Genomic DNA, 18,937 nt, shown 5'->3' with positions numbered 1-18,937 from the left:
CAAGCCGTCGCGCCGCAGCGACGGCTTTTTTTATTTCTGCAGCTCCAGCATGGCTTTGCCAAACTGCTCGCCGAGATCCACGAAGCCGTCGCTGTCGTAGTGCCATTTATCTGAATACGCGTAGCCGTCGGTGCTCGTGACAAAAGCGGCGTTGGCATCGCTCTCGCAAAAGGCGGCCTGCTGGTGCCGGACGACGTTTCCGAAATTCCAAACCAGACCATCCTCCGGATCCTGGCCGGAATCGCTGATGCGTCCGATCACCACGGGAAGATCGTCATCGCGCAACGCGGCCCGAAAGAGTCCCACCAGCTGCTCCAAGTTTTCCGCGTAGCGATAGGCCGCGCCGATCTGGTGGCCATCGCTTTCGCCCTGCATCCAAACTATGCCCGCCGGGACCAGCTGATCGTCCTCGCCATCTCCATCGATGTCGCGAGCGGCAAAGGCGTTTCGGATCGTGGCAAGGCAGTGGTCCCACTGGTTCACCCCCTCGCTCCGATCGTATCCAAAAAACCAGTTGCCCCAAGGCTCCTCGCTCAAGGCATCCAGCGAGCTGCCGCCCTTCGCATACTTCACGATGGCGATCGGCGAATCAGGATCGTGGGCGCTCAACGTTTTCGCGAAACCCAGCTCCGGACCGAAACGATTCGACAGCTCATTGGCGCTTCCGTCGGATTTGAATCCGGTGCCGTGGCCCGGCTTCAAAGGCGCCCAGATGCCGCGACCATCTCTGGGCTCGTCGTCATCGGCTGTATTGCCATGGAAGATACGAACCTCGCCCGGAAAATCGGCATAGCCGGGCTCCAGTTCATTCACGTAGCCGTAGCCTTCCATATTCGACTGACCGGCCATGAGGTAGACCTGATACTCTCGAGCGTTCGCGGAGACGATCGAAGCGAAACACAACGTTGCGGGGATAAGATGACGTAACATAGGCGACGACTCTGATTCACCGTCTCGAATCGAGCAATCTCGAAGTAGCGAGGCGTCGACCCGAGCGCCCTACTCGGGATTCCTGATCCGATCCAATTTCTCGCTTCCCAATGGCATGCGCACCTGGAAACGGCTGCCTTCGCCTTTGGCGCTGGTCAGATCGATGCTTCCTCCCACCGCGTTCACCAGCCGCTTCACGATGGCCAGCCCCAAGCCCGCTCCGCCGAACTTTCGCGTGGTGCTGTCGTCCTCCTGCACGAAGTCGTCGAAGATCGCCTGTTGGCGCTCCTTGGCGACTCCGATCCCCGTATCCGCGACCTCGATACCTATGCCCGGCTTGGCCCCGGGGTAGAACGTGATGGACTGGATCTTCAAACGCACTTCCCCCTTGGGGGTGAACTTGACCGCGTTGCTCAGCAAGTTCCAGAGCACTTGACGCAGAATGATGGGGTCGAACTCCATCACCTTGAGCTCCTTCGGGATCTCGGGAGCATGAAAGGCGATCCCCTTGGCCTTGGCTTGAGCCTCGATCAGCTGAAGAACCGGGGCGATCAGCACATCGAACTCGAAGACCTCCGTGCTCACCGGGTAGCGTTCGCTCTCGAGCCGGTTGAGACTGAGGATGTCCGTCAGCAGGTCGCTCAGCGATTTCGTGGAATCGATCAAGGTCTCCGTCAAATCCCGCTGCTCTTCGTCCAGATCCGTCATCTCAAGCAATTGGGCCACCCCGTTGATGCCATTGAGCGGGGTGCGAATCTCGTGACTCATGGTGGAAAGGAAACGCGATTTGGCTCGGCTCACGCTGGCTTCGACTTCGTGGCGACGCTGCAAGGCCAGCACATACACCAGCAGAAGAGCCAGCAGCGAGATGACCAGTCCGCCGACCATCCAGCAGATGACGTTGATGGTGTACGCATTGGGGGCGGTCGTGATCCAACCGTCTTTAGGAATGGCGCCCAGCTCCCATGATCCAGTGGTCAAGCGCACCGGCAGACGGATCGCCTTTTTCTCGAAGAGCGACGCTTCCCCGAAAAAGGTTTCGCCCTCGGAGCCCTTGCCATCCTTGCCCCTCAGGCTGATCTGCAAATCAAGCCCTGGGCTGAACGCGCCGGCCGCGGCCAGGAGCTCCTCCAGATAAACCGGAGCCGACACGATGCCCCAGAATCGCGAGTCTCCGGATTCGTCCACATACACCGGGATGCGCCCGATGATCGCGATCCCGCCCTGCACCAGCTCCAGCGGCCCGGCGACCACAGGCGTGCCCAGCTCCTTCACCTGCATGGCCGCAGCCCTCTGCTCCGGATTTCTGCGGTAGTCCAAGCCGAGCGCAGCTTCGTTTCCCTGCACGGGATAAATGTAGCGCACCACCATGTCAGGCGCCGCGGCGATGTTCACCAAACTGGGCTTGGCCTGCAGGATGGAGCTGGCCACTCGATGGTACTCCTCTATCGTCGGTTCGGGATTCACTCCCAGATAGGTCGAGAGGCTGGTGATCAGGTAGATGGTCGAGAGGACCTCCGCCTCCAGCCTGAAGCGCAGCGCCGCCGCCTCCAGTTGCGCCGCTTCCTGCTGCTGCTCGAGAGCCCGGTGCAAATCGACCTCCAAGGCGGACGAACGAAACAGAAGCACGCCGCTCGCCGTGCCCGCCGTCGCCAGGACGAACACCAGCCAGGCCAGCCAGTGAGCTCTCTTTCTTTGGTGCGGTTCCATTTCGTCTCTCCCCCTACGCCCTACCCCTTTATAGAAGGATCCCTAGCTCTCAAGCCACTTCGGGAAACTTGCCTTCAAACGACGTCGTTTCCCAAACTCGAAAACGAAAAAGGCGCCCCCGAGCCAAACGGGCGCGCCTTGAGAAAACTCGTGCCGTGTCGAGCCTAGGCTCGGCCTTGGTAGCTGCGGTCTTCCGGGCGGATCTTGATGATCTCGCCTTCCTTGATGAAGGGAGGCGTCTTCACTTCGATGCCGGTTTCCAAAACCACCGTCTTCTGCACGTTGCCGGAGGTGTCGCCGCGCACCACTTCCGGGGCCTCGATCACCTTCATTTCGATGGAGGCAGGAAGCTCCACGCCCAAGGCGCTGCCATCCACGAAGAAAACCTGGTAGCTCTTGCCCTCGATCAAAAAGTCCTTGGCGTCGCCCACCACCTCGTCCGGCAACTCGATGGTCTCGTAGGTCTCCAGATCCATGAAGGCGTACATGTCGCCATTGGGATAGGAGTACTCGAGATCCTTGATCTCCTTGTGCAGAACCTCGTAGGAATCGCCCACGTTGGTACGATTGTGGATGACCTTGCCGGTCTTGAGGTTCTTCAATGTCATCTGGCAAAGCGCCGACATGTTTGGCGGAGCGACAATCTTGCACTCGATCACCAGACAGGGCTGCTTCTCGTATTCGATGACGTTTCCGCGGGAGATTTTGTTAACCTTGGTAGCCATAAGAGGAAAAACGACTGCGCATCGCCTCGTTTTTGTCGAGTCTCTTCCGGAAACCGCTACTGCGACGCCTCGCCGCCTCGCAAGGTCTCGCGCAGCGCCTTCATGCTCCGCAACTGAGGTTGCACCTTTTCTCGGGCAATCTTGTGCATCCCTATGGGCGTCAGCACCATCAGGGCGGCCCAAGCCAGCTGCAGCCAAAGCGGCTTCGAGGCCAACTGGAAAACGATGCGAACCAACCCCGTGAGAATCATAGGCGTCAGAGCGATCCAGCAATACTCCCGCAAGCGCATCGCTAGCGACTCCAAGCGCCAGATCGTCAGGTCCACCTCGCCGCATAGCGACGTGTCGAACCTCGCCTCCTCCCGAGCCCGCTGCCGATGGCGGACAAACATCGCCACCGCCGCCGCTAGAAAAAGGGCCGCCTCGTAATACTGAAAATACTCGTGCTTTTCGAAAAACGGCTCCGACGCCACCGCGATCGCGATCCCGAGAATGCTCAGCATCGTCACGTACTCGAACGCGCGCAGATCCAGGCGAGCCTTTCGCCCCGCCTTCCCTACCAGCTCGCTCAGGGCAGCTCGATCGATCGCGAAGAGCGAATCCTTCTCCTGCTCATCCCAAATCATCTGAAATCGGCTAAAGTCCATTTCCATCCTCCTTTTCCAGTTGTTCCGTAAGCTTTTTCCGAATACGTGAGAGTCGCGCTCCCACGCTGCTCTCCGTCAAACCCACTATATCTGAGATTTCCCGATAGCTGTAGCCATCGAGCATCAACAACGTCAGCGAGCGATCCACCGCCTCGAGTTTAGCGATCCGCTCGTAGAGCCAATCCACCCGCCGGTTCGGCTTGTCGTTAGCCTGCAAATACACGCCTGCGGTGCCGTTCGCTTCACTTATTCGCTCCTTTGCCCGCTTCTCTTTGCGAGACCAAGCCAACGCAGCGTAAAGAGATATTCGATACAACCAGGTCGTCTCCTTGGACTTTCCTTCGAATTTCGGAATCGATCGCCAAATCTCCAAGACGACCACCTGAAACAGATCATCGCGATCGTGCGGCGAAAACGCGTACGCCCGCACCACCTTGAAAATCACCGCCGAATGCTCATCCAGCCAGTCGTCGAATATCCTTTTCTGTCGTTTGAAGGTCACACGTAGAGTCGCTCACCCATACTAGTGAACCCCGCCGACGGATTTCTTACAACAATCTGAAAAAACTACCACACCACCGACCACAGCGCCTTCAAGTAGCGGCTCTCTGGGCAATTCGACATCACCGGATGGTCCGCCCCGGCTCCGGTGCGATCCAGAATCTGCAAGCGCCGGCCCGCCCGATGGGCCGAGCGAATGACCATGGCTTCGAAGTCCTCCGCCGAGAGTTGACCGGAGCAGGAGTAGGTCGCCATCACCCCGCCGGGCTTCACCAGCGTGCAAGCCAGCTGATTGAGATCTTCGTACTTCTTCATGCCCTCCGCCTGCTGCTCCTTGCTGAAAATCAGCTTGGGCGGATCGAGGTTGACCAGATCCCACTGATTCCCGTTTCGCTGCATCTGCCGCATGAAGGAAAACGCGTCGCAGTGCGTCCAATTCACCCGGGCCTGCCCGTTGAGGTTGGCGTTGCGCTTGGCTTGAGCGATGGCCTTCTCGTCGAGATCCACCGCGGTGACGCTTTCCGCTCCACCGTTGACCATGGCGTTCAGGGCGAAGCCACCGGTGTAGCAGCACACGTCCAGAACATCCTTGCCTTTCGCCAACTGGCCGAAACGCAGGCGATTGTCGCGCTGATCGCAGAAGAAACCGGTCTTGTGGCCATCGCGAAAATCCGCCTCGTAGCGAATGCCATGCTCTTCGAACTTAGCGAAGCGCGCTTCGTCGCTCAAAGAGGGATCGATACGAATGCCTTCCAGCATCGCGATCTTCTCGTCCACCTCCACCACCACGGATTCCGCTCCCAGCTGCTCCTTCAAAAACGGTATCCATTTCGGCAGACGCTGATAGATTCCCAAGCTATGAACCTGGACGCTCAGGCAATCGCCGAGCCTGTCGACCACCAGCCCGCTCAAGCCGTCGCCATCGGAATGGACCACGCGATACGCCTGGGTGCCAGCCTCCAGGTTCAGCGTATCCTTGCGCAGCGCGATGGCCCGAGACAAGAGCTGGAGAAAACTCTCCTCGTCGAAGGCATCCTCTCCATGCTGATACACCCGCAAGGGCACTCGAGCGCTTGGATTGTAAAGCCCAGAGCCAAAGATCTGCCCCTTGCGGTCGTAGACCGTCACGATGTCGCCCGCGCCTGCGTCCGGCGACGCCTTTCCCAGCATCGTCTTGTAGATCGTCGGGTGAAAGGAGAAGGTCTTCATCTCCACCCACGGGGTCTTCCGACTTCCGTAGTCGATGCTTCGATACGGGCTACGCCCCGAAAAATTGCGACTTCTATTATCCGCCATATTCGTATCCAAACTTTAGCGACACTAGTCGCCTTTCGTTTCCTGTAGAAATTGCTGACGAGTGATGTCGTGCAAGGTCACTACCCCCACCACGCGTCCCGCGTCCAGACGACTCACCACTGGCAACGCGATCCACTCCGTATTCACGAATTGCTTCGCCACTTCTTTAATCTTCGTATCCGGATAAACCCTCGGAAAGGTATCGGATATGAAAATCTCCCGCACCGTCTTGTCCGGCGACTCCTTGCTCACGATGCGCACGCCCTTGCGATGCACCAGCCCCACGTAGCGATTGTTTTCGTCCACCACCGGGTAAATCTTGAACCCTTCGTCCTTGATCGCTTGATACGCATCGGAAAGCTTCATGTCAGCCTGTAGCGTGTGCACTGTGTTCGTCATGATCGAACTCACTGGCATGGACTGCCAACCATGACTCGGACTGAGTATGGGAAACTTGCGCAGATTCACCCCGTCCTGCAACAGCAGCGCTTCGTAGATCGGCACGTGACGCAGCTTGGTGGCGATGGCGTAGGCGCTTAGGTTCGCCAGCATGATGGGCAGGATCAGGTTGTAGTCGCGCGTCAGCTCGAAGATGATCAATATGGAAGTGACCGGAGCGCGGATCACCCCTGCGAACAAAGCCCCCATGCCCACGAGCGCCAGCACCTCCGGCATCATTCCCGAACTTTCCCCGAGAAGATTCGCTAAAATGCCGAGCGAGCCGCCTAGCATCGCTCCGATGAAGAGCGTGGGGGCGAAAATGCCCCCCGAACCGCCGCTAGCATAGGAAAAGATGGTAGCGGCGAACTTTCCTACGAACAAGGCCAGCAGCACCCAAATGGTCAACTCACCCGCCAAGGCGGAGGAAAGGTCCGCGTATCCAATTCCAAATACGCCGATGTGTCCCAACTGCACGAATACCAAAGCTCCCACGCAGCCGGTGGCGAATCCACCCACGCCGGGCATCATCCAGCTAAACCGACCGCGAACCAGTTTCACGCGCTCGCGGGCTCGCAGCAGGGCTCCCACGAAGGCGTGGGAAACGAAGCCCGCGATCACCCCGAGAGCCAAACTCCACACCAAAGCCATCCATGACAGGTTCTCAGGATGCATGGGCACCTCGAACATGGCGCTCGAGCCGAGCAAGGCCCGTTCGATCACCGCCGCGATCACCGCCACCATGACGATCCCCGCGAAGGCCTTGTGCTTGAGGTCGCCCATGATCTCCTCGATGGCGAAGACGATGGCCGCCAACGGGGTGTTGAACGCCGCCGCGATGCCGCCCGCGCAACCCAGCGGGATCAGAGCCATCACCTGACGCGGGGCTAGACCAAACCAGCGGCCGACCCACGAGGCGATAGCCGCGGACAAATGCACCGTCGGCCCCTCGCGACCCAAGCTGGCCCCCGATCCAATCGATATCGTTCCCAGCACAAACTTGCCCAGAGCCGCTCGAAAGCGGATGCGCCCGAACTTCAGAAAATACGCCGCCTTGACCTGGGGAATGCCGCTGCCCGCCGCCTCAGGTGACCAGTACTTGATCAGAAATCCCACGATCAATCCCCCAGCCGTTGGCAAAGCGATCAGCAGAAGCGCCCCCAGCCAACCGGGTACCTCGCTCGCTCGCCCGATCCAGCTGTGCTCCGCCCAATGAATCGACTGGTGGAACGCCACCGCCGATAGACCGCTGAGCACCCCTATGACCACCGCCAGCAGATTGAAACGACCCTGCCTGCTCAGAGCGATTCGCTCCATCAGGCTCGCCACAAATCGACGGTTATCTCGGTAATGAGATCGAAACGTTTTCGACATAGGCCAGCTATAAAGAAGCTACGCCAAACTGGGTTTCAACGAATAAACACCTAACAGCGGAGGAATTAGGCAGCCAAACCGCTCCGTCCCTGGGTCGATCTTCTGTTGCAAAAAGTTTCCCATGCCTCAATTAATTGCCTTCATCCTAGTCGTCCTAGCCAAGGAACCTCTCCTGAAAGAGACCATCCACTAAATAGTTATGAAGCAAATCAACCGGCTCGCACTCCTTTGCATCGGCCTAATCATCGCCGTTTCGGCCTCCGCCGCACCTAAGCGGGAGCGCCTCGTCGAACGCATCGTCACCGGAGAATACGTGCTCGAGGAAATCATGGCCGATCCGGCCACCGCAATTCCCGCCGAAATTCTGCAGGATGCCAAGGGCATCATCTTCACGCTCAACTACCGTGGCGGCATCCTCATCGGCGGCCACGCCGGCAATGGGGTGCTCATCGCCAAGAATCCCATCACCGACGAATGGGGCGTGCCCGCCTTCGTCAAGACCGGCGGAGCCAACATCGGCTTGCAGCTGGGCCTGAAGGAGTTCGACGCGATCTACGTCATCATGGACCTCGATACCTTGCGCGGAGCCTACACCGGCCGCTTCGATCTGGGCGCGGACGCCGCCGCTGTGGCTGGCCCGATCTCCCGCTCCTCCGAAGCCCGTAGCGACGAGGACTATAAAAACGCAAAGATCCTCGTCTACACTACCAAAAAGGGGCTTTTCGCCGGCGTTTCCGTGAAAGCGGGCTGGGTCGCTCCAGACACCAAGGCCACCCAGTTCTTCTACAATACCAACTACAAGCTTCCGGAAATCGTGATGAGCGACTGGTTCGAAGTCCCCCGCGAAGCCCGCGCCCTGCTGCAGCGCCTCAACTACTACACCGAGGGCGGCAGGTAGACGCCTTCCAGCGATAGCAGCCGAAACCGCTTCCAGCCCATTCGCGCCCCGCGCCAGATGGGCTTTTTCACGAAAGCAGCGCTCGCCCCCCCGTCGGACGCTCCGCCCCTCGACTGCCAGCGTTCGCTATTCGACCCTCACCAGCCGGACCATGCCGAGCAAAGCGCACAGAAGCAGTCCCGGCCAAAGCACGAAACGGGCATCGTTGAGCAACAGTTTCTGCCCCTCCCGCATCAAGGTGCCAAGCTCAGCCCAATTCGGATCTCCCGCCAGTCCGAGGTAAGTCAGGGCGCTGAGCTCCAGCAGGGCGTAGGCGAAAACCAGCTTCCAGATCTCCACCAGCTGCGGCAGCAGGTTCGGCCAAAGCGTGAAGCGAAACAGGTGCCAGCTCCCGCCCCCGATCGCCCGACTAGCCTCCACGTAGGCGGCCCCAGTCAGCTCCATCCAGAGCACCCGCAACTGGCGAAAGGCGAACGGCACCCCTGCCAGACTGATGGCCAGCGTCAGCGCTCCGGCCGATCGCTCCATGAAGGTGGCGATCAGCAAGCCGATGAATATCGCCGGCAAGGCGATGCCGAAGGCCACCCAGGCTCGAGCTGCCTTGGCCAGCAATGGACCGCCCCTGCGCTCCAAAACCAACAGACCGGCCGCAAGCGTCAAACTGCTTAGACTGCCCGCCAACGCGAAAATCAGAGAATTGCTGGCACCGCGCCAGACGCGGCTGAAATAATCCTGCCCCAAGCGATCCACCCCCAGCCAATGCTGCCAACTGGGACCGGACAACCGCAGCTCGAAAAACGCCTGGGCATACGGGTCGTAAGGCGTCAGCCCTAGCCCCGCCAAACAACAGGCCGCGCCGCACGCCAGCGCCCAGAGCCGCCACCGCTGGCTCAACTCGCGCCCCCTTTCCGGCCATGGCGCTTCGGATCCAGCCGCCAAACCAGCAAATCGGAAACGAACGCCACCACGATCACCAGAAGCACCAGAAAGGTCAGCAGGTTCTGAGCGACAAAAACATCCCGCGAAAGGATAGCGTTGACCAGGTAGCGCCCGATGCCAGGCCACGAAAAAACCGTCTCCGTCAAAAAGGCCCCGCCCAACAGGGCTCCAAAGGTGGTGCCGATCACAGTGACGACGGGCGTGGCGGCGACGCGCAGGAGATGTCGCCCCAAGATTCTCCCGCTCCCGAAACCACGGGAGCGCAAAGCCGTGATGAAGGCCTGCAACTCGGGCTCCTTCAAGCGAGCGTAAGCCACCGAAGTCACGCTGGCAGCTGGAAAAAACGAAAGGCAGATGGCCGGCAGAGCCAAGTGCCTCAACACGATCGCCAAGGCGGCGAAATCCGCCCTGAGCAGGGCATCGACAAGAAGCAGCCCCGTAGGTCCATCGGGCGCCACGGCCATCATATCGAACCGTCCTCCCATAGGAAACCATTCCAGCCAAAGCCCTCCCACCATCAGCAAAGCAATGCCTATCCAAAAAATGGGTACGATCAGTCCGATGGACGCCAGCAGATGGGCCAGACGTCCAACCCATGGATGAGAACCCAAGGCTGCGAAGAGAGCGACCGTCATGCCCACGCCGATTCCAATCGCCATCGCCAAAGCGCTCAGTTCGATGGTCGCTGGCAAAAACAAGGCCACATCTTCGCTGGTTTCGCGACCCGTGCTCAGGCTCCTGCCCCAATCGCCCGATAAAAAGCGCCCCTGGCTCGCGAGGTATCGCCAGAGGTAAGGTCGATCCAAACCAAGCCGCTCCCGCTCCAGCGCCACTCTTTCCGGATCCACCGACTTGCCGAAACGCAGGGCTATCGGATCGCCGGGGATGGCCTCGATCGCAGCGAAAATCAGAAAGCTCGAGAGCAAGTAGAGTCCCAAAAAGAAGGGCGCTTTTCTCAACAAAGCCATGTCCGCTACGCCGTAAAAGCTATCCGGCTCACTCTCCCTCGTACCGCAGGTCCGTCAGACGCAGGTCGCCTATCTTCTGAAGCTCGAAACCTGAGAAACGCGCGTCCAAGGCGACAATGTTGTCTCCGTGACAGAGCGGCAGGATCGGCAGATCCCGTTTCCACAGCTTCAAGGCATCTTCGTAAATCTTCGCTCGGCGCTTCGTATCCGTTTCTTCGCGACCAGCCTGCAGCAAAGCATCCATCTCATCGTTGCGATAAAAGCTGTAGTTGGTGGCGGACCCCTTTTCCGCCGCCCAACTAGCGAAAAACGTGCTGAGAAAATTGTCGGTATCGCCGTTGTCCCCCACCCAGCCGATGAGACCGACCTCGAAATCTCCATTGCGCAGCAAATCGAGCTGGGTCTTGAAATCCAAAGCCGTCACCTTGGTCGGTATTCCGACGGCCTCCAGCTGGCCCTTGAGAAACGTCGCCGCAGTCACCGGATCGGGCAGATAAGGACGTGGCGCATTCATCACGAGAATCTCCAGCGGATTTCCTTCAAACAGATTAGCGTAGGGCTCCAGCAATTCGCGAGCGCGAGCTGGATCATGCTCGAACGGGTCCTCGTTTTCCGGATACCCCAGAAATCCCTTGGGCAACGGGTAGCGGGCCGCCCTGCCCGCTCCCTCCAATGCCACGGTCGCGAACCGCTGCTTGTCGATGGCGAGAGAAATCGCCTCTCGCACCTCGGGTATCGATACCCGATCCGTCTCCAAGTTAAATGCTAGGTAGCCTACGTTGAGCCCGCTTTCCTGATACACGGTGATCGACTCGTCGTCCTGCAAGGCTTGCACCTCAGAAGGTTGAAGGCCATCCATCCCGTGCGCCGAGCCCGACTTGAGCTGCAGCAGGCGTGTGGTATTGTCCGGAACCACCGTGAAAACCATGCGCTCAAAGGCCGCTGGTTCGTCCCAATAGTCTGGATACCGTTCCAAGACGATCGCTTCGTTCGGGCGCCAGGCTGCGAAGCGATAGGGACCGGTACCGACTGGTTGGCGCTGCATGTCAGAGCCATACGTCTGAACCGAATTCGGGCTGACGAGATAAGCTGGAAAAATCGCCAGCGAATAGAGCATGGATGCGTTCGGCCGCGAAAGACGGATTTCCAAGGTCATATCGTCCACTACGGCTATGTCATCGATATCCTGATACAAATAGTTCCAATAGGAAAAGGCGGCCTCGGGAAAGTGTCCTGGATGATCCTCGTCCATTTGACGAAGAAACGTGTACGCCGCCGCCGCCGCATCCAAAGGAGTCCCGTCATGAAAGCTCACCCCTTCTCGAATCTTAAACGTGTAGACGAGTCCGTCGTCGGAAATGGAATACGAGTCCGCCAAGCATTCCTCGATCTGCAAAGTACCACTCTTGAAACGCACGAGTCCTTCGAAGATCTGAGATACCGTGTTGACCGACTCGCCGTCGTCGATGTCGGCCGGATCCAGCTTGTGGGCGTCGCTGCCCCGAGCGAAGACGAAAGTGTCAGGAGCCTCCGACTGGGTCGACTGTTTCGGACTGCAGCCGACCAAAACCAAAGCGAGAACGAGCAACAGGTGTAAAGCGCCTCTCATGCCGCCCTACTTTGCCCGATCCTGCTTGGTGGGCAATCGCAATGCGTGCCGAATCGCTCTTAACGATTGTAGCTGCCCCCGCAACCGTTCAAGACAATCACCTACCATGGAACTCGCTCTCTACACTGTAAACGCTTTCGCCGACAAGCCTTTCACCGGCAATCCCGCCGCCGTTTGTCCTCTGCAAAAATGGCTGCCTGACGAAACCATGCAGGCAATCGCGGCCCAAAACAATCTGGCGGAAACCGTGTTCTTCACTCCAAACCAGGATGGCAGCTACCAAATCCGCTGGTTCACGCCGGCTCGCGAAGTGCCGCTGTGCGGACATGCCACCCTCGCCAGCGCCTTCGCGCTTTGCGAGGTGATGGGTCGAACCGATGCGGAGCAGATCGTCTTCCACTCCCGTAGCGGACGGCTAGGCGTGTCGCGGCAAGGCGTGCGCTACACCTTGGACTTTCCCACGCAACCCCCGCACTCCGAAGCCACACCCTCTTGGTTCACCTCGGTCTTCGGGGCCAACCCGAGCGAATTCTACGGCGGACCCTACAAGATGGCGGTGTTCTCCAGCCAGAAGATCATCGAAGCCATCGAGCCCGATCTCAGCCAGATGGCTCGCATCGCCGGTTCGACCTGCATCGTCACCGCACCTGGAGACGATCACGATTTCGTATCCAGATTCTTCGCGCCTTTCGATGGCATCGACGAGGATCCGGTCACCGGATCCGCCCACTGCATGCTCACGCCCTACTGGTCCAAACGCTTGGGAAAAACCAAGCTGCGAGCCCGCCAGATCAGCCGGCGCGGCGGCGAAGTCGGATGCGAGCTCAAAGGTGAGCGCGTCGCCATCTCGGGACAGGCTGGCTTGTACAGCAAAGCCACGATCTTCGTTTAGGCCAGCATTCGACTGGCGAGCTGCTGGAGCCGCATGCGTTTCTCCAAAAAAAACAAAGCGCCAAGCCGGGTGGCTTGGCGCTTCGTTTTTTCTATCAACCTATTCAAATCGGCACCCGCGTACGAGTAGACGAAAGATCCGGATCATTAGGCCCTTCGCCTGCCGCATATGGCAACAGGCCGGCAAGCGAAGGAGCATTGATCACATAGCAGAGTTAAGCTTCCCTTGAGCAAATTTGAGCGTTTCGTAGCATTTCTTTTGATACGCTTACGATAGCATCGGGAGCGCCAACCCGGCCACGAAAAACCTCCATCAGGAATCGCTCTACATAAAAAGCGCCAGCCTCCCTGAGGAAGCTGGCGCCTGAATTGAAACTCGTTTCTCCGTTTCGGGACGAGCGCGAAGCTCTATGCGTACAGATTCGGATCGACTCCGATGCAGCCCTTGAGCTTTGCCCGGTACTCGGGGGAACGGAAGGTCTCCAGACGGCGGGCGATGAGGCGACGCAAGCGCTCCTCTTCGATCTTGTCTCCCATGCCTTGGTTGAGATCGTTGCTCAGGTACTCGTCCAAGTACTTGGCGTGACGCTCCCAAAGGGCCACGTCCACCTTCTGCTTGGCGTCGAGACGGGCCTTGTACCAGTCGCTCTCGATCACCGCTTCGTAGGTGAAGAGATCGCGCACTTCCGGATCGTCGATGCCCTTGCCCTCGTAGCTTCCGTAGGCCATGATGTTGAGCAGGGCCTTGAGCGGGGGACAAGCGATGTCGATCGATCCGTCTTCGAAGTAGTTGAGAGCCACGCGACGCTGCGTCTCCACGATGTTCTTGATGCCATCCACGAAGATCTCCAGGTCCTGCTGCTCCGGACGCAGTATGTGTTCCGGGAATACAGAGCTCGGGTTGGAGAAGACGCGCCCGCCGAAGTCCTGCACGAACTTCGCGGTGATGCGGTAGCCGAGGCGATGCGCCTCGACCTTCTCGCCCTTGTGCTCGAAATCGTCGCAATGCTCGAGATAGCCGTTTTCGATGAGGTATTTCGCCTTGCGCTCGCTCGGACGCATGCGGCACCAGATTTCAGGCACCAGCAAGCTGATGTCGTGATCGGAGCGGAATTTCGGGCCAACGCAACCTGCCGAGGAAACGAAACACTCGTATCCAGAAACGATATACGAAACCATCGCAGCGTTCAGATCCACGATCGGAAGCAACGCGTTGAACGGACCCTTGGTCAGAGCGCCTTCGGACCCAGCTCCCGTGGTGGAGGGAGACTTGCCGGTCAAGCTGGCGATGAAGTCCATGAAGATTTCCGGCAGCTCCTGATAGTGAACCGGACCAAAGGGAGCCAAGGCGCGGATGCCTTCGCTCGGCGGGTTGTTGCGACGCCCTGGCAGGACCGCGTTCACTGGGAACGGCGGCTTGGTAGCCAGATCCAAACGACGGTGCAGGCGAGCGCCGACATCGGCCACGTACACGCTGCGCTCGTCTTCGAGGTCTAGACGATTCTGCAAGTAGCGCGGGTTCTTGGATGGCTGACCTTCGAAGATGCGCGGATTGGAGGACGACACCACGTAGTCGGGCTTGTCCGAGCGATTGAACTCGCGGATGGTGCGCTGCATCGGCTCGGTGAAGTTTCCGAAGCGGATCGCGTCCTTCTCCATCTCCAAGGTCTCCTTGCGAGTCATCGGCTCATAGTTGGAGAAGAACAGGCCCTTGCGCGAGAAGTCCCACTCCGTGGTCTTGTCGTAACCGCGGTGAATGGCTTCGTCGGGGCGCTGGAAGAGTCGATACTCGCAGTTCTGGATGAACTTGATGGAGCGGTAGGATTGAGCGCTGTCGTTCAAGCCCTTGGCATGTTCGCCGGGGACCATCACCGCGGCCGAGATATCGTCTTCGTACTGGATCTTGGAAGCGGGGAAGAAGTCCTTGCGCAGGCTGAACACACGCCAGGAGCCGTCCGCCTCGAAGCCGACGCGAAGGTATTGAGAAATCAACTTCAGGTCGCGGTACTTGAGCTCGTTGCCCGGCTTGCCGTTCACCACGTCCACGCCAAAACGGTCGCGCCAGTTGGTGCCCCAGTCCTCCTTGTAGAAGCGCTTGACCACCAGAACAATGTCGATGACGTAGCCGGGGAACTTGCTCAGCCAGGCGTTGTACTCGTCGGTGTAGGCCGGCGAAGGGGAAAGCAGCTTGATCACCGAACCCAGGGACCGAGCCGAACTCAGCACCTTGCGGCTGTTCACGCGGTTGAGGGACTCGTCCTTGAAGCGCTTGCTGTAGCTGTAGTTGACGATTTCTTCGACCATGTCGAAGTCCTTCTGCAAGTCCGCGGTGAATACTGGGCCAAACACGATGGCGTCCATCAGAGACTTGGAGATCTCGGACTTGCCACCGCCGGAAACCGTGCAGGGCTTGTGACAGAAGGTCCCGTCTGGGGCCGTGCCGAGCAGACGCCAGCGGCGACCGGACATCGGACGACGCATCTCCACCTTGTATCCATTAGGCAATACATAGGTCGTATCCGGTTGCAGCTGCAGGGAGCGGCTTTCGCCATTGGCAGTCCACGCGATGGTCTGGTCGTGCAGCGTGATGCGAGAGTCTTCGGGGATGTAGTAGATATCCGAATACTTCTTGTCGACGGCGTAGCCTTCGGGCATCAGTTCGATGGTATCCCCCATGGCCTTTACGGTGTCGGCGAAGGAGTGCTCGATCTCCTTGACGTAATTGCTCAGGTGGAACTCCTCGCCGAGATCGTAGCTCGCGAAAGCCAGGGCCCCGCCCGCGTGTTCCTCCTCGACGTTTCCGTAGAGATTGGAGGCGTAGGAGATCTGAGTCTTCACCTCCTTCTTGCAGTAGCCGTAGTAGTTGTCCGCGATGATTGTGACCACTACGCCGCGATTGTCGCGGGAGGTGATCTTGAACGCGCCGCCGTCGTTGTAGAGCTCGTCTTCGCTCTCCCAGCACATGCCGTCGCGCTTCTGGCGCTCGGTAGCCTCGGAGATGTGCGGCAGTCCCACGTCCTTCTTCTTCAAGCGGATCAGATGAGGGGCGAGAATCACGCAGCCGGTGTGTCCGGACCAGCCCTTGACGTCGAGGCCCGCGTCGTTCTCCGCCAGGAAAGGATCCCCTGCGTTGCCGAAGATCGATTCTACGAAATCGAGATTGCTGGTCAGGTTGCCCGGAGCGAAGAAACGCACTTCCATGCGCTTCTCTTCCGTGACGCCCTGCACTTCCGGCTGAACCAGCGGGCGCAGCATGATGGAAGCGAACAAGCGAGCCTTCTCCTCCTGCGAGGAAGTGAACGGCAGCTCGAGCAGCTCCTGCGGTGGCTGCAGAGCGGCGGCCAGCAGACGGGCGAAGGTGATCAGCGGCACCTGCTTCTTGTCCGCCGGGATCGGGAGGCCGCCTTCGGCCACGTGGAAGACGCCCTTGGTGGTGCGTCGGTCGCTCTTCGGATTGTTGATGATGCCCTGCTTCACGCGGAAGGCGCTCACGATGTCCGACTCGAACTTATCCTTGTCCGGCGGCAGCGAGAGAGCTCGCGCCATGCCGTGACGTTCCAGCACCAAGCTATTGGTAGGAAGCCAGATCTGGTCGGGGACATCCAGGTCGGCGAACAAGCTCTCCAGATAGTTCTGGATGCGCTGGTCCACGGGGCAGAGGTGCTCCTTCAGGAGACGGTTCTTCTCCTCGACGCTCTTCAGCAAAGAGTTGCCCATCTGCAAAAATGGGTAGTCCTCCTCCTTGCCAAAGATCGGGCAGCCGCGGGAGCGAAGTTTGATGTTCAAGTACTCGATGAGCTTCTCCTCGTCGTACGAGTTCTCGCCCTTCACAGGGTCGAATCCTATTCGAGTTTTGAGGTCGGTCCAATCCGTTTTCATGGTTATTTTCTTTTCGCTATTCGGTTCTGTTCTGTCAGGAGCAGCGTTTCGAGTACCAGCACGATCATGCCGCTAAGCGCCGTCTATGCTAGGCATAGCAGGCACGGCGTTTAGCAGCGCTTTCGTATACTCCGTTTTAGGGTCACTGTAGATGGTTTCTGAGGAGCCTTGCTCGACGATCTCGCCGTTCTGCATGACCACCACCTGATGGCTCATGTGCTCCACAATCGCAAGGTCATGGGCGATAAAAAGATAGCTCAGTCCGAATTCTTCCTGCAAGTCCTGCAGCAGGTTCACGATCTGGGCCTGAACGCTCACGTCCAGGGCGCTCACGCATTCGTCGCAAATGATGAACTCCGGTCGCGAGCTCAATGCCCGGGCGATGCAAATGCGTTGCCGCTGTCCACCGCTGAACTGATGCGGATAGCGCCGCATGGCATCGGCCGGCAGCCCAACCTTATTAAGCAGCTGCGCCACCCGCTCATCGCGATCTGCCCGCCCGAGCCCCTTCTCGTGCACCAGCATCGGCTCGGCCACGATGTCCCCGATGGCTAGCCGAGGGTTAAGGGAGGCGTAGGGATCCTGAAAAATAGTCTGAATGCGTCGCCGGAAGGGCTTGAACTCCTTCTCGCTCATGCCTCCGATCGCCACGCCGTCGTAGACGATCTGGCCCGAGTCGTGGGGGATCAGCTTCAGTATCGCTTTCCCAATGGTGCTCTTGCCGCTGCCGCTCTCGCCGACCAACCCGAGGGTCTGTCCGCGGGTAAGAGCGAAGGAGACGGAATTGACCGCTCGAAACGAGGCTCCTTTTCGAAACAGGCCGCCGTCGCTCAAAGGGTAGCTGACGCTGAGATCCCGAACCTCCAGCAGCGGACGCGAATGGGCGGATGCGTCCCTATCCATGACCGACCCCATTTCCGGTCTCGCCGATCAGGGCGTGATCGACCACTGGAAGACGCTTCCGCTTCACCCCGAGACGTGGGATGCAGCGGATCAAAGCTTTCGTATACTCATGCTGCGGAGACGCCAGCACCTTGGCTGTTTCCCCGGACTCCACGATCCTGCCCCGATACATCACAGCGACCTGGTCTGCGAAACCATCGACGATGCCGAAATTGTGGGTGATCAATATAATGGACATGCCTTCCTTCTCTCGAAGCGAACGCAAAAGATCGATGATCTGAGCTTCGATCGTTACATCCAAGGCGGTAGTCGGCTCGTCCGCCACCAAAATGTCCGGCTTGCAGGCCAGCGCCATGGCGATCACCACCCTCTGCTTCATGCCGCCGCTCATCTGGTGCGGATAATCGTCGCAGCGACGGGTGGCATCTCGAATGCCCACCGTCTCTAGCAGACGAATCGCCTCCGCCCGAACGTTCCTCACGTCCTTCCGGTGAAACCTCAAGGCCTCCTCAATCTGGCTGCCAACGGTGAAATACGGATTCAACGAGGTGGAAGGCTCCTGGAAAACGTAGGCGATGCGGCGGCCGCGCACGGAACGCAACGCCTTCTCCGGCAGCGCCAGCAGATTCACGCCATCCAATAGGGCCGAGCCCGAGACCGAGCAGCGCGGAGGCGCCGGCAACAAACGGGAAAGCGACATGGCGGTCACGCTCTTGCCGCTGCCGCTTTCGCCAACGATAGCAAGCGTTTGCCCCTTCTCCAAGGAAAAGGAAATCCCCCGAACAGCCTCCACGCTTGAATGGCGGCTGCTGAATTCGATTCGGAGGTCTCTCACTTCGAGCAGCATGGTCGGGCGTCCATCCTGCAAAAGGCTACCACTACAACAAGTTGAAAAAGGGAATTTCTCATATTCCAGAATCTACTCTTTTGCGCGTATCGAATCAGCTCTCCTAATGCACCAAAAAAGCCGCGGCGGCCTTACCACGACCTACTGTTCGCGCCTCAGCGGAGAAGCGCTCCAAGGCGCTCCCACACCGCTTTTCGGCGGAGCAAATGGCCTGCCAACAACTCCCCAACAAAGACATTGCTCGTTTTCTCAACCCTCTTACGCTATTTTTCCAAAAACAGCTCTCAAAACCTCCCTATCCGTCGTCTTCGTACGAACCTGCATTCGCGCAGTCCCCATCGCGTCATTTCGTCCGAGGCGCTGCTTTCCTGGAACCGCGTCG

At 59.0% G+C, this 18,937-nt stretch carries 15 protein-coding genes; 2 read left to right on the top strand and 13 right to left on the bottom strand.

Translation table 11 applies throughout. The features are described 5' to 3' along the window. Positions 1-30 precede the first annotated feature (30 nt). From QEH54_RS10955 to QEH54_RS10925, 7 genes are all read right to left on the bottom strand, one after another. Entirely contained in the window at positions 31-930 is a 900-nt protein-coding gene (locus QEH54_RS10955) for a sialate O-acetylesterase (protein WP_309018716.1), read from the bottom strand. A gap of 69 nt (positions 931-999) precedes the next feature. Then, positions 1,000-2,640: an ATP-binding protein gene (locus QEH54_RS10950; protein WP_309018715.1), complete on the bottom strand. Its 1,641-nt coding sequence runs from the start codon at positions 2,638-2,640 to the stop codon at positions 1,000-1,002. A gap of 164 nt (positions 2,641-2,804) precedes the next feature. Continuing rightward, a complete protein-coding gene (efp, locus tag QEH54_RS10945; RefSeq protein ID WP_309018714.1) occupies positions 2,805-3,365 on the bottom strand; it encodes an elongation factor P in 561 nt (186 codons plus the stop codon). 56 nt (positions 3,366-3,421) lie between these two features. Then, entirely contained in the window at positions 3,422-4,012 is a 591-nt protein-coding gene (locus tag QEH54_RS10940) for a hypothetical protein (RefSeq protein ID WP_309018713.1), read from the bottom strand. Next, positions 4,002-4,514, bottom strand: a complete 513-nt coding sequence (locus QEH54_RS10935) for an RNA polymerase sigma factor (RefSeq protein ID WP_309018712.1) — start codon at positions 4,512-4,514, stop codon at positions 4,002-4,004. The genes QEH54_RS10940 and QEH54_RS10935 overlap by 11 nt, the downstream gene beginning before the upstream one ends. Positions 4,515-4,579: 65 nt before the next feature. Continuing rightward, positions 4,580-5,809 (bottom strand): class I SAM-dependent rRNA methyltransferase, encoded by a 1,230-nt coding sequence (locus tag QEH54_RS10930; RefSeq protein WP_309018711.1) that lies wholly within the window; start codon positions 5,807-5,809, stop codon positions 4,580-4,582. Positions 5,810-5,833: 24 nt separating this feature from the next. Further along, positions 5,834-7,564: a chloride channel protein gene (locus QEH54_RS10925; protein WP_309018710.1), complete on the bottom strand. Its 1,731-nt coding sequence runs from the start codon at positions 7,562-7,564 to the stop codon at positions 5,834-5,836. Between the two features lie 256 nt (positions 7,565-7,820). Here QEH54_RS10925 and QEH54_RS10920 point away from each other — a divergent pair, with 256 nt between their 5' ends. Further along, positions 7,821-8,519, top strand: coding sequence for a lipid-binding SYLF domain-containing protein (locus tag QEH54_RS10920; protein WP_309018709.1), 699 nt, complete (start codon positions 7,821-7,823; stop codon positions 8,517-8,519). Between the two features lie 126 nt (positions 8,520-8,645). Here QEH54_RS10920 and QEH54_RS10915 read toward each other — a convergent pair whose 3' ends face one another. The 3 genes from QEH54_RS10915 to QEH54_RS10905 are packed head-to-tail and all read right to left on the bottom strand — an operon-like array spanning position 8,646 to position 12,035. Continuing rightward, positions 8,646-9,362 carry an ABC transporter permease subunit gene (locus QEH54_RS10915; RefSeq protein WP_309018708.1) on the bottom strand — a complete coding sequence of 239 codons (717 nt, stop codon included), beginning with the start codon at positions 9,360-9,362 and terminating at the stop codon, positions 8,646-8,648. 47 nt (positions 9,363-9,409) lie between these two features. Next, positions 9,410-10,426, bottom strand: a complete 1,017-nt coding sequence (locus tag QEH54_RS10910; RefSeq protein ID WP_309018707.1) for an ABC transporter permease — start codon at positions 10,424-10,426, stop codon at positions 9,410-9,412. 28 nt (positions 10,427-10,454) lie between these two features. Next, positions 10,455-12,035, bottom strand: a complete 1,581-nt coding sequence (locus QEH54_RS10905; protein WP_309018706.1) for an ABC transporter substrate-binding protein — start codon at positions 12,033-12,035, stop codon at positions 10,455-10,457. 106 nt (positions 12,036-12,141) lie between these two features. Between QEH54_RS10905 and QEH54_RS10900 the strand changes: the two genes are divergently transcribed. Then, a complete protein-coding gene (locus QEH54_RS10900; RefSeq protein WP_309018705.1) occupies positions 12,142-12,927 on the top strand; it encodes a PhzF family phenazine biosynthesis protein in 786 nt (261 codons plus the stop codon). Between the two features lie 407 nt (positions 12,928-13,334). On the opposite strand, the gene QEH54_RS10895 is transcribed toward QEH54_RS10900, so the two are convergent. The 3 genes from QEH54_RS10895 to QEH54_RS10885 all read right to left on the bottom strand — a co-directional run bounded on the left by QEH54_RS10895 (position 13,335) and on the right by QEH54_RS10885 (position 18,555). Continuing rightward, a complete protein-coding gene (locus QEH54_RS10895) occupies positions 13,335-16,805 on the bottom strand; it encodes a hypothetical protein (RefSeq protein ID WP_309018704.1) in 3,471 nt (1,156 codons plus the stop codon). Between the two features lie 72 nt (positions 16,806-16,877). Beyond that, a complete protein-coding gene (locus QEH54_RS10890) occupies positions 16,878-17,708 on the bottom strand; it encodes an ATP-binding cassette domain-containing protein (protein WP_309018703.1) in 831 nt (276 codons plus the stop codon). Then, the gene (locus tag QEH54_RS10885) at positions 17,701-18,555 is read right to left on the bottom strand and encodes an ABC transporter ATP-binding protein (RefSeq protein ID WP_345785650.1); all 855 of its coding nucleotides are present in this window, start codon (positions 18,553-18,555) and stop codon (positions 17,701-17,703) included. Before QEH54_RS10885 ends, QEH54_RS10890 begins: the two co-directional genes overlap by 8 nt. Between the last annotated feature and the right edge of the window lie 382 nt (positions 18,556-18,937).

It is taken from the genome of Pelagicoccus sp. SDUM812003 (assembly GCF_031127815.1).
Lineage (GTDB): Bacteria > Verrucomicrobiota > Verrucomicrobiia > Opitutales > Opitutaceae > Pelagicoccus.
This window is presented reverse-complemented; position numbering and strand designations above follow the sequence as displayed.

Coding starts and splice junctions, on each gene's coding strand:
- QEH54_RS10910 (WP_309018707.1), bottom strand. CDS start 10,426: ATGGCTTTGTTGAGAAAAGCGCCCTTCTTTTTGGGACTCTACTTGCTC.
- QEH54_RS10900 (WP_309018705.1), top strand. CDS start 12,142: ATGGAACTCGCTCTCTACACTGTAAACGCTTTCGCCGACAAGCCTTTC.
- QEH54_RS10930 (WP_309018711.1), bottom strand. CDS start 5,809: ATGGCGGATAATAGAAGTCGCAATTTTTCGGGGCGTAGCCCGTATCGA.
- QEH54_RS10955 (WP_309018716.1), bottom strand. CDS start 930: ATGTTACGTCATCTTATCCCCGCAACGTTGTGTTTCGCTTCGATCGTC.
- efp (WP_309018714.1), bottom strand. CDS start 3,365: ATGGCTACCAAGGTTAACAAAATCTCCCGCGGAAACGTCATCGAATAC.
- QEH54_RS10940 (WP_309018713.1), bottom strand. CDS start 4,012: ATGGACTTTAGCCGATTTCAGATGATTTGGGATGAGCAGGAGAAGGAT.
- QEH54_RS10920 (WP_309018709.1), top strand. CDS start 7,821: ATGAAGCAAATCAACCGGCTCGCACTCCTTTGCATCGGCCTAATCATC.
- QEH54_RS10890 (WP_309018703.1), bottom strand. CDS start 17,708: ATGGATAGGGACGCATCCGCCCATTCGCGTCCGCTGCTGGAGGTTCGG.
- QEH54_RS10925 (WP_309018710.1), bottom strand. CDS start 7,564: ATGGAGCGAATCGCTCTGAGCAGGCAGGGTCGTTTCAATCTGCTGGCG.
- QEH54_RS10950 (WP_309018715.1), bottom strand. CDS start 2,640: ATGGAACCGCACCAAAGAAAGAGAGCTCACTGGCTGGCCTGGCTGGTG.
- QEH54_RS10905 (WP_309018706.1), bottom strand. CDS start 12,035: ATGAGAGGCGCTTTACACCTGTTGCTCGTTCTCGCTTTGGTTTTGGTC.
- QEH54_RS10885 (WP_345785650.1), bottom strand. CDS start 18,555: ATGCTGCTCGAAGTGAGAGACCTCCGAATCGAATTCAGCAGCCGCCAT.
- QEH54_RS10895 (WP_309018704.1), bottom strand. CDS start 16,805: ATGAAAACGGATTGGACCGACCTCAAAACTCGAATAGGATTCGACCCT.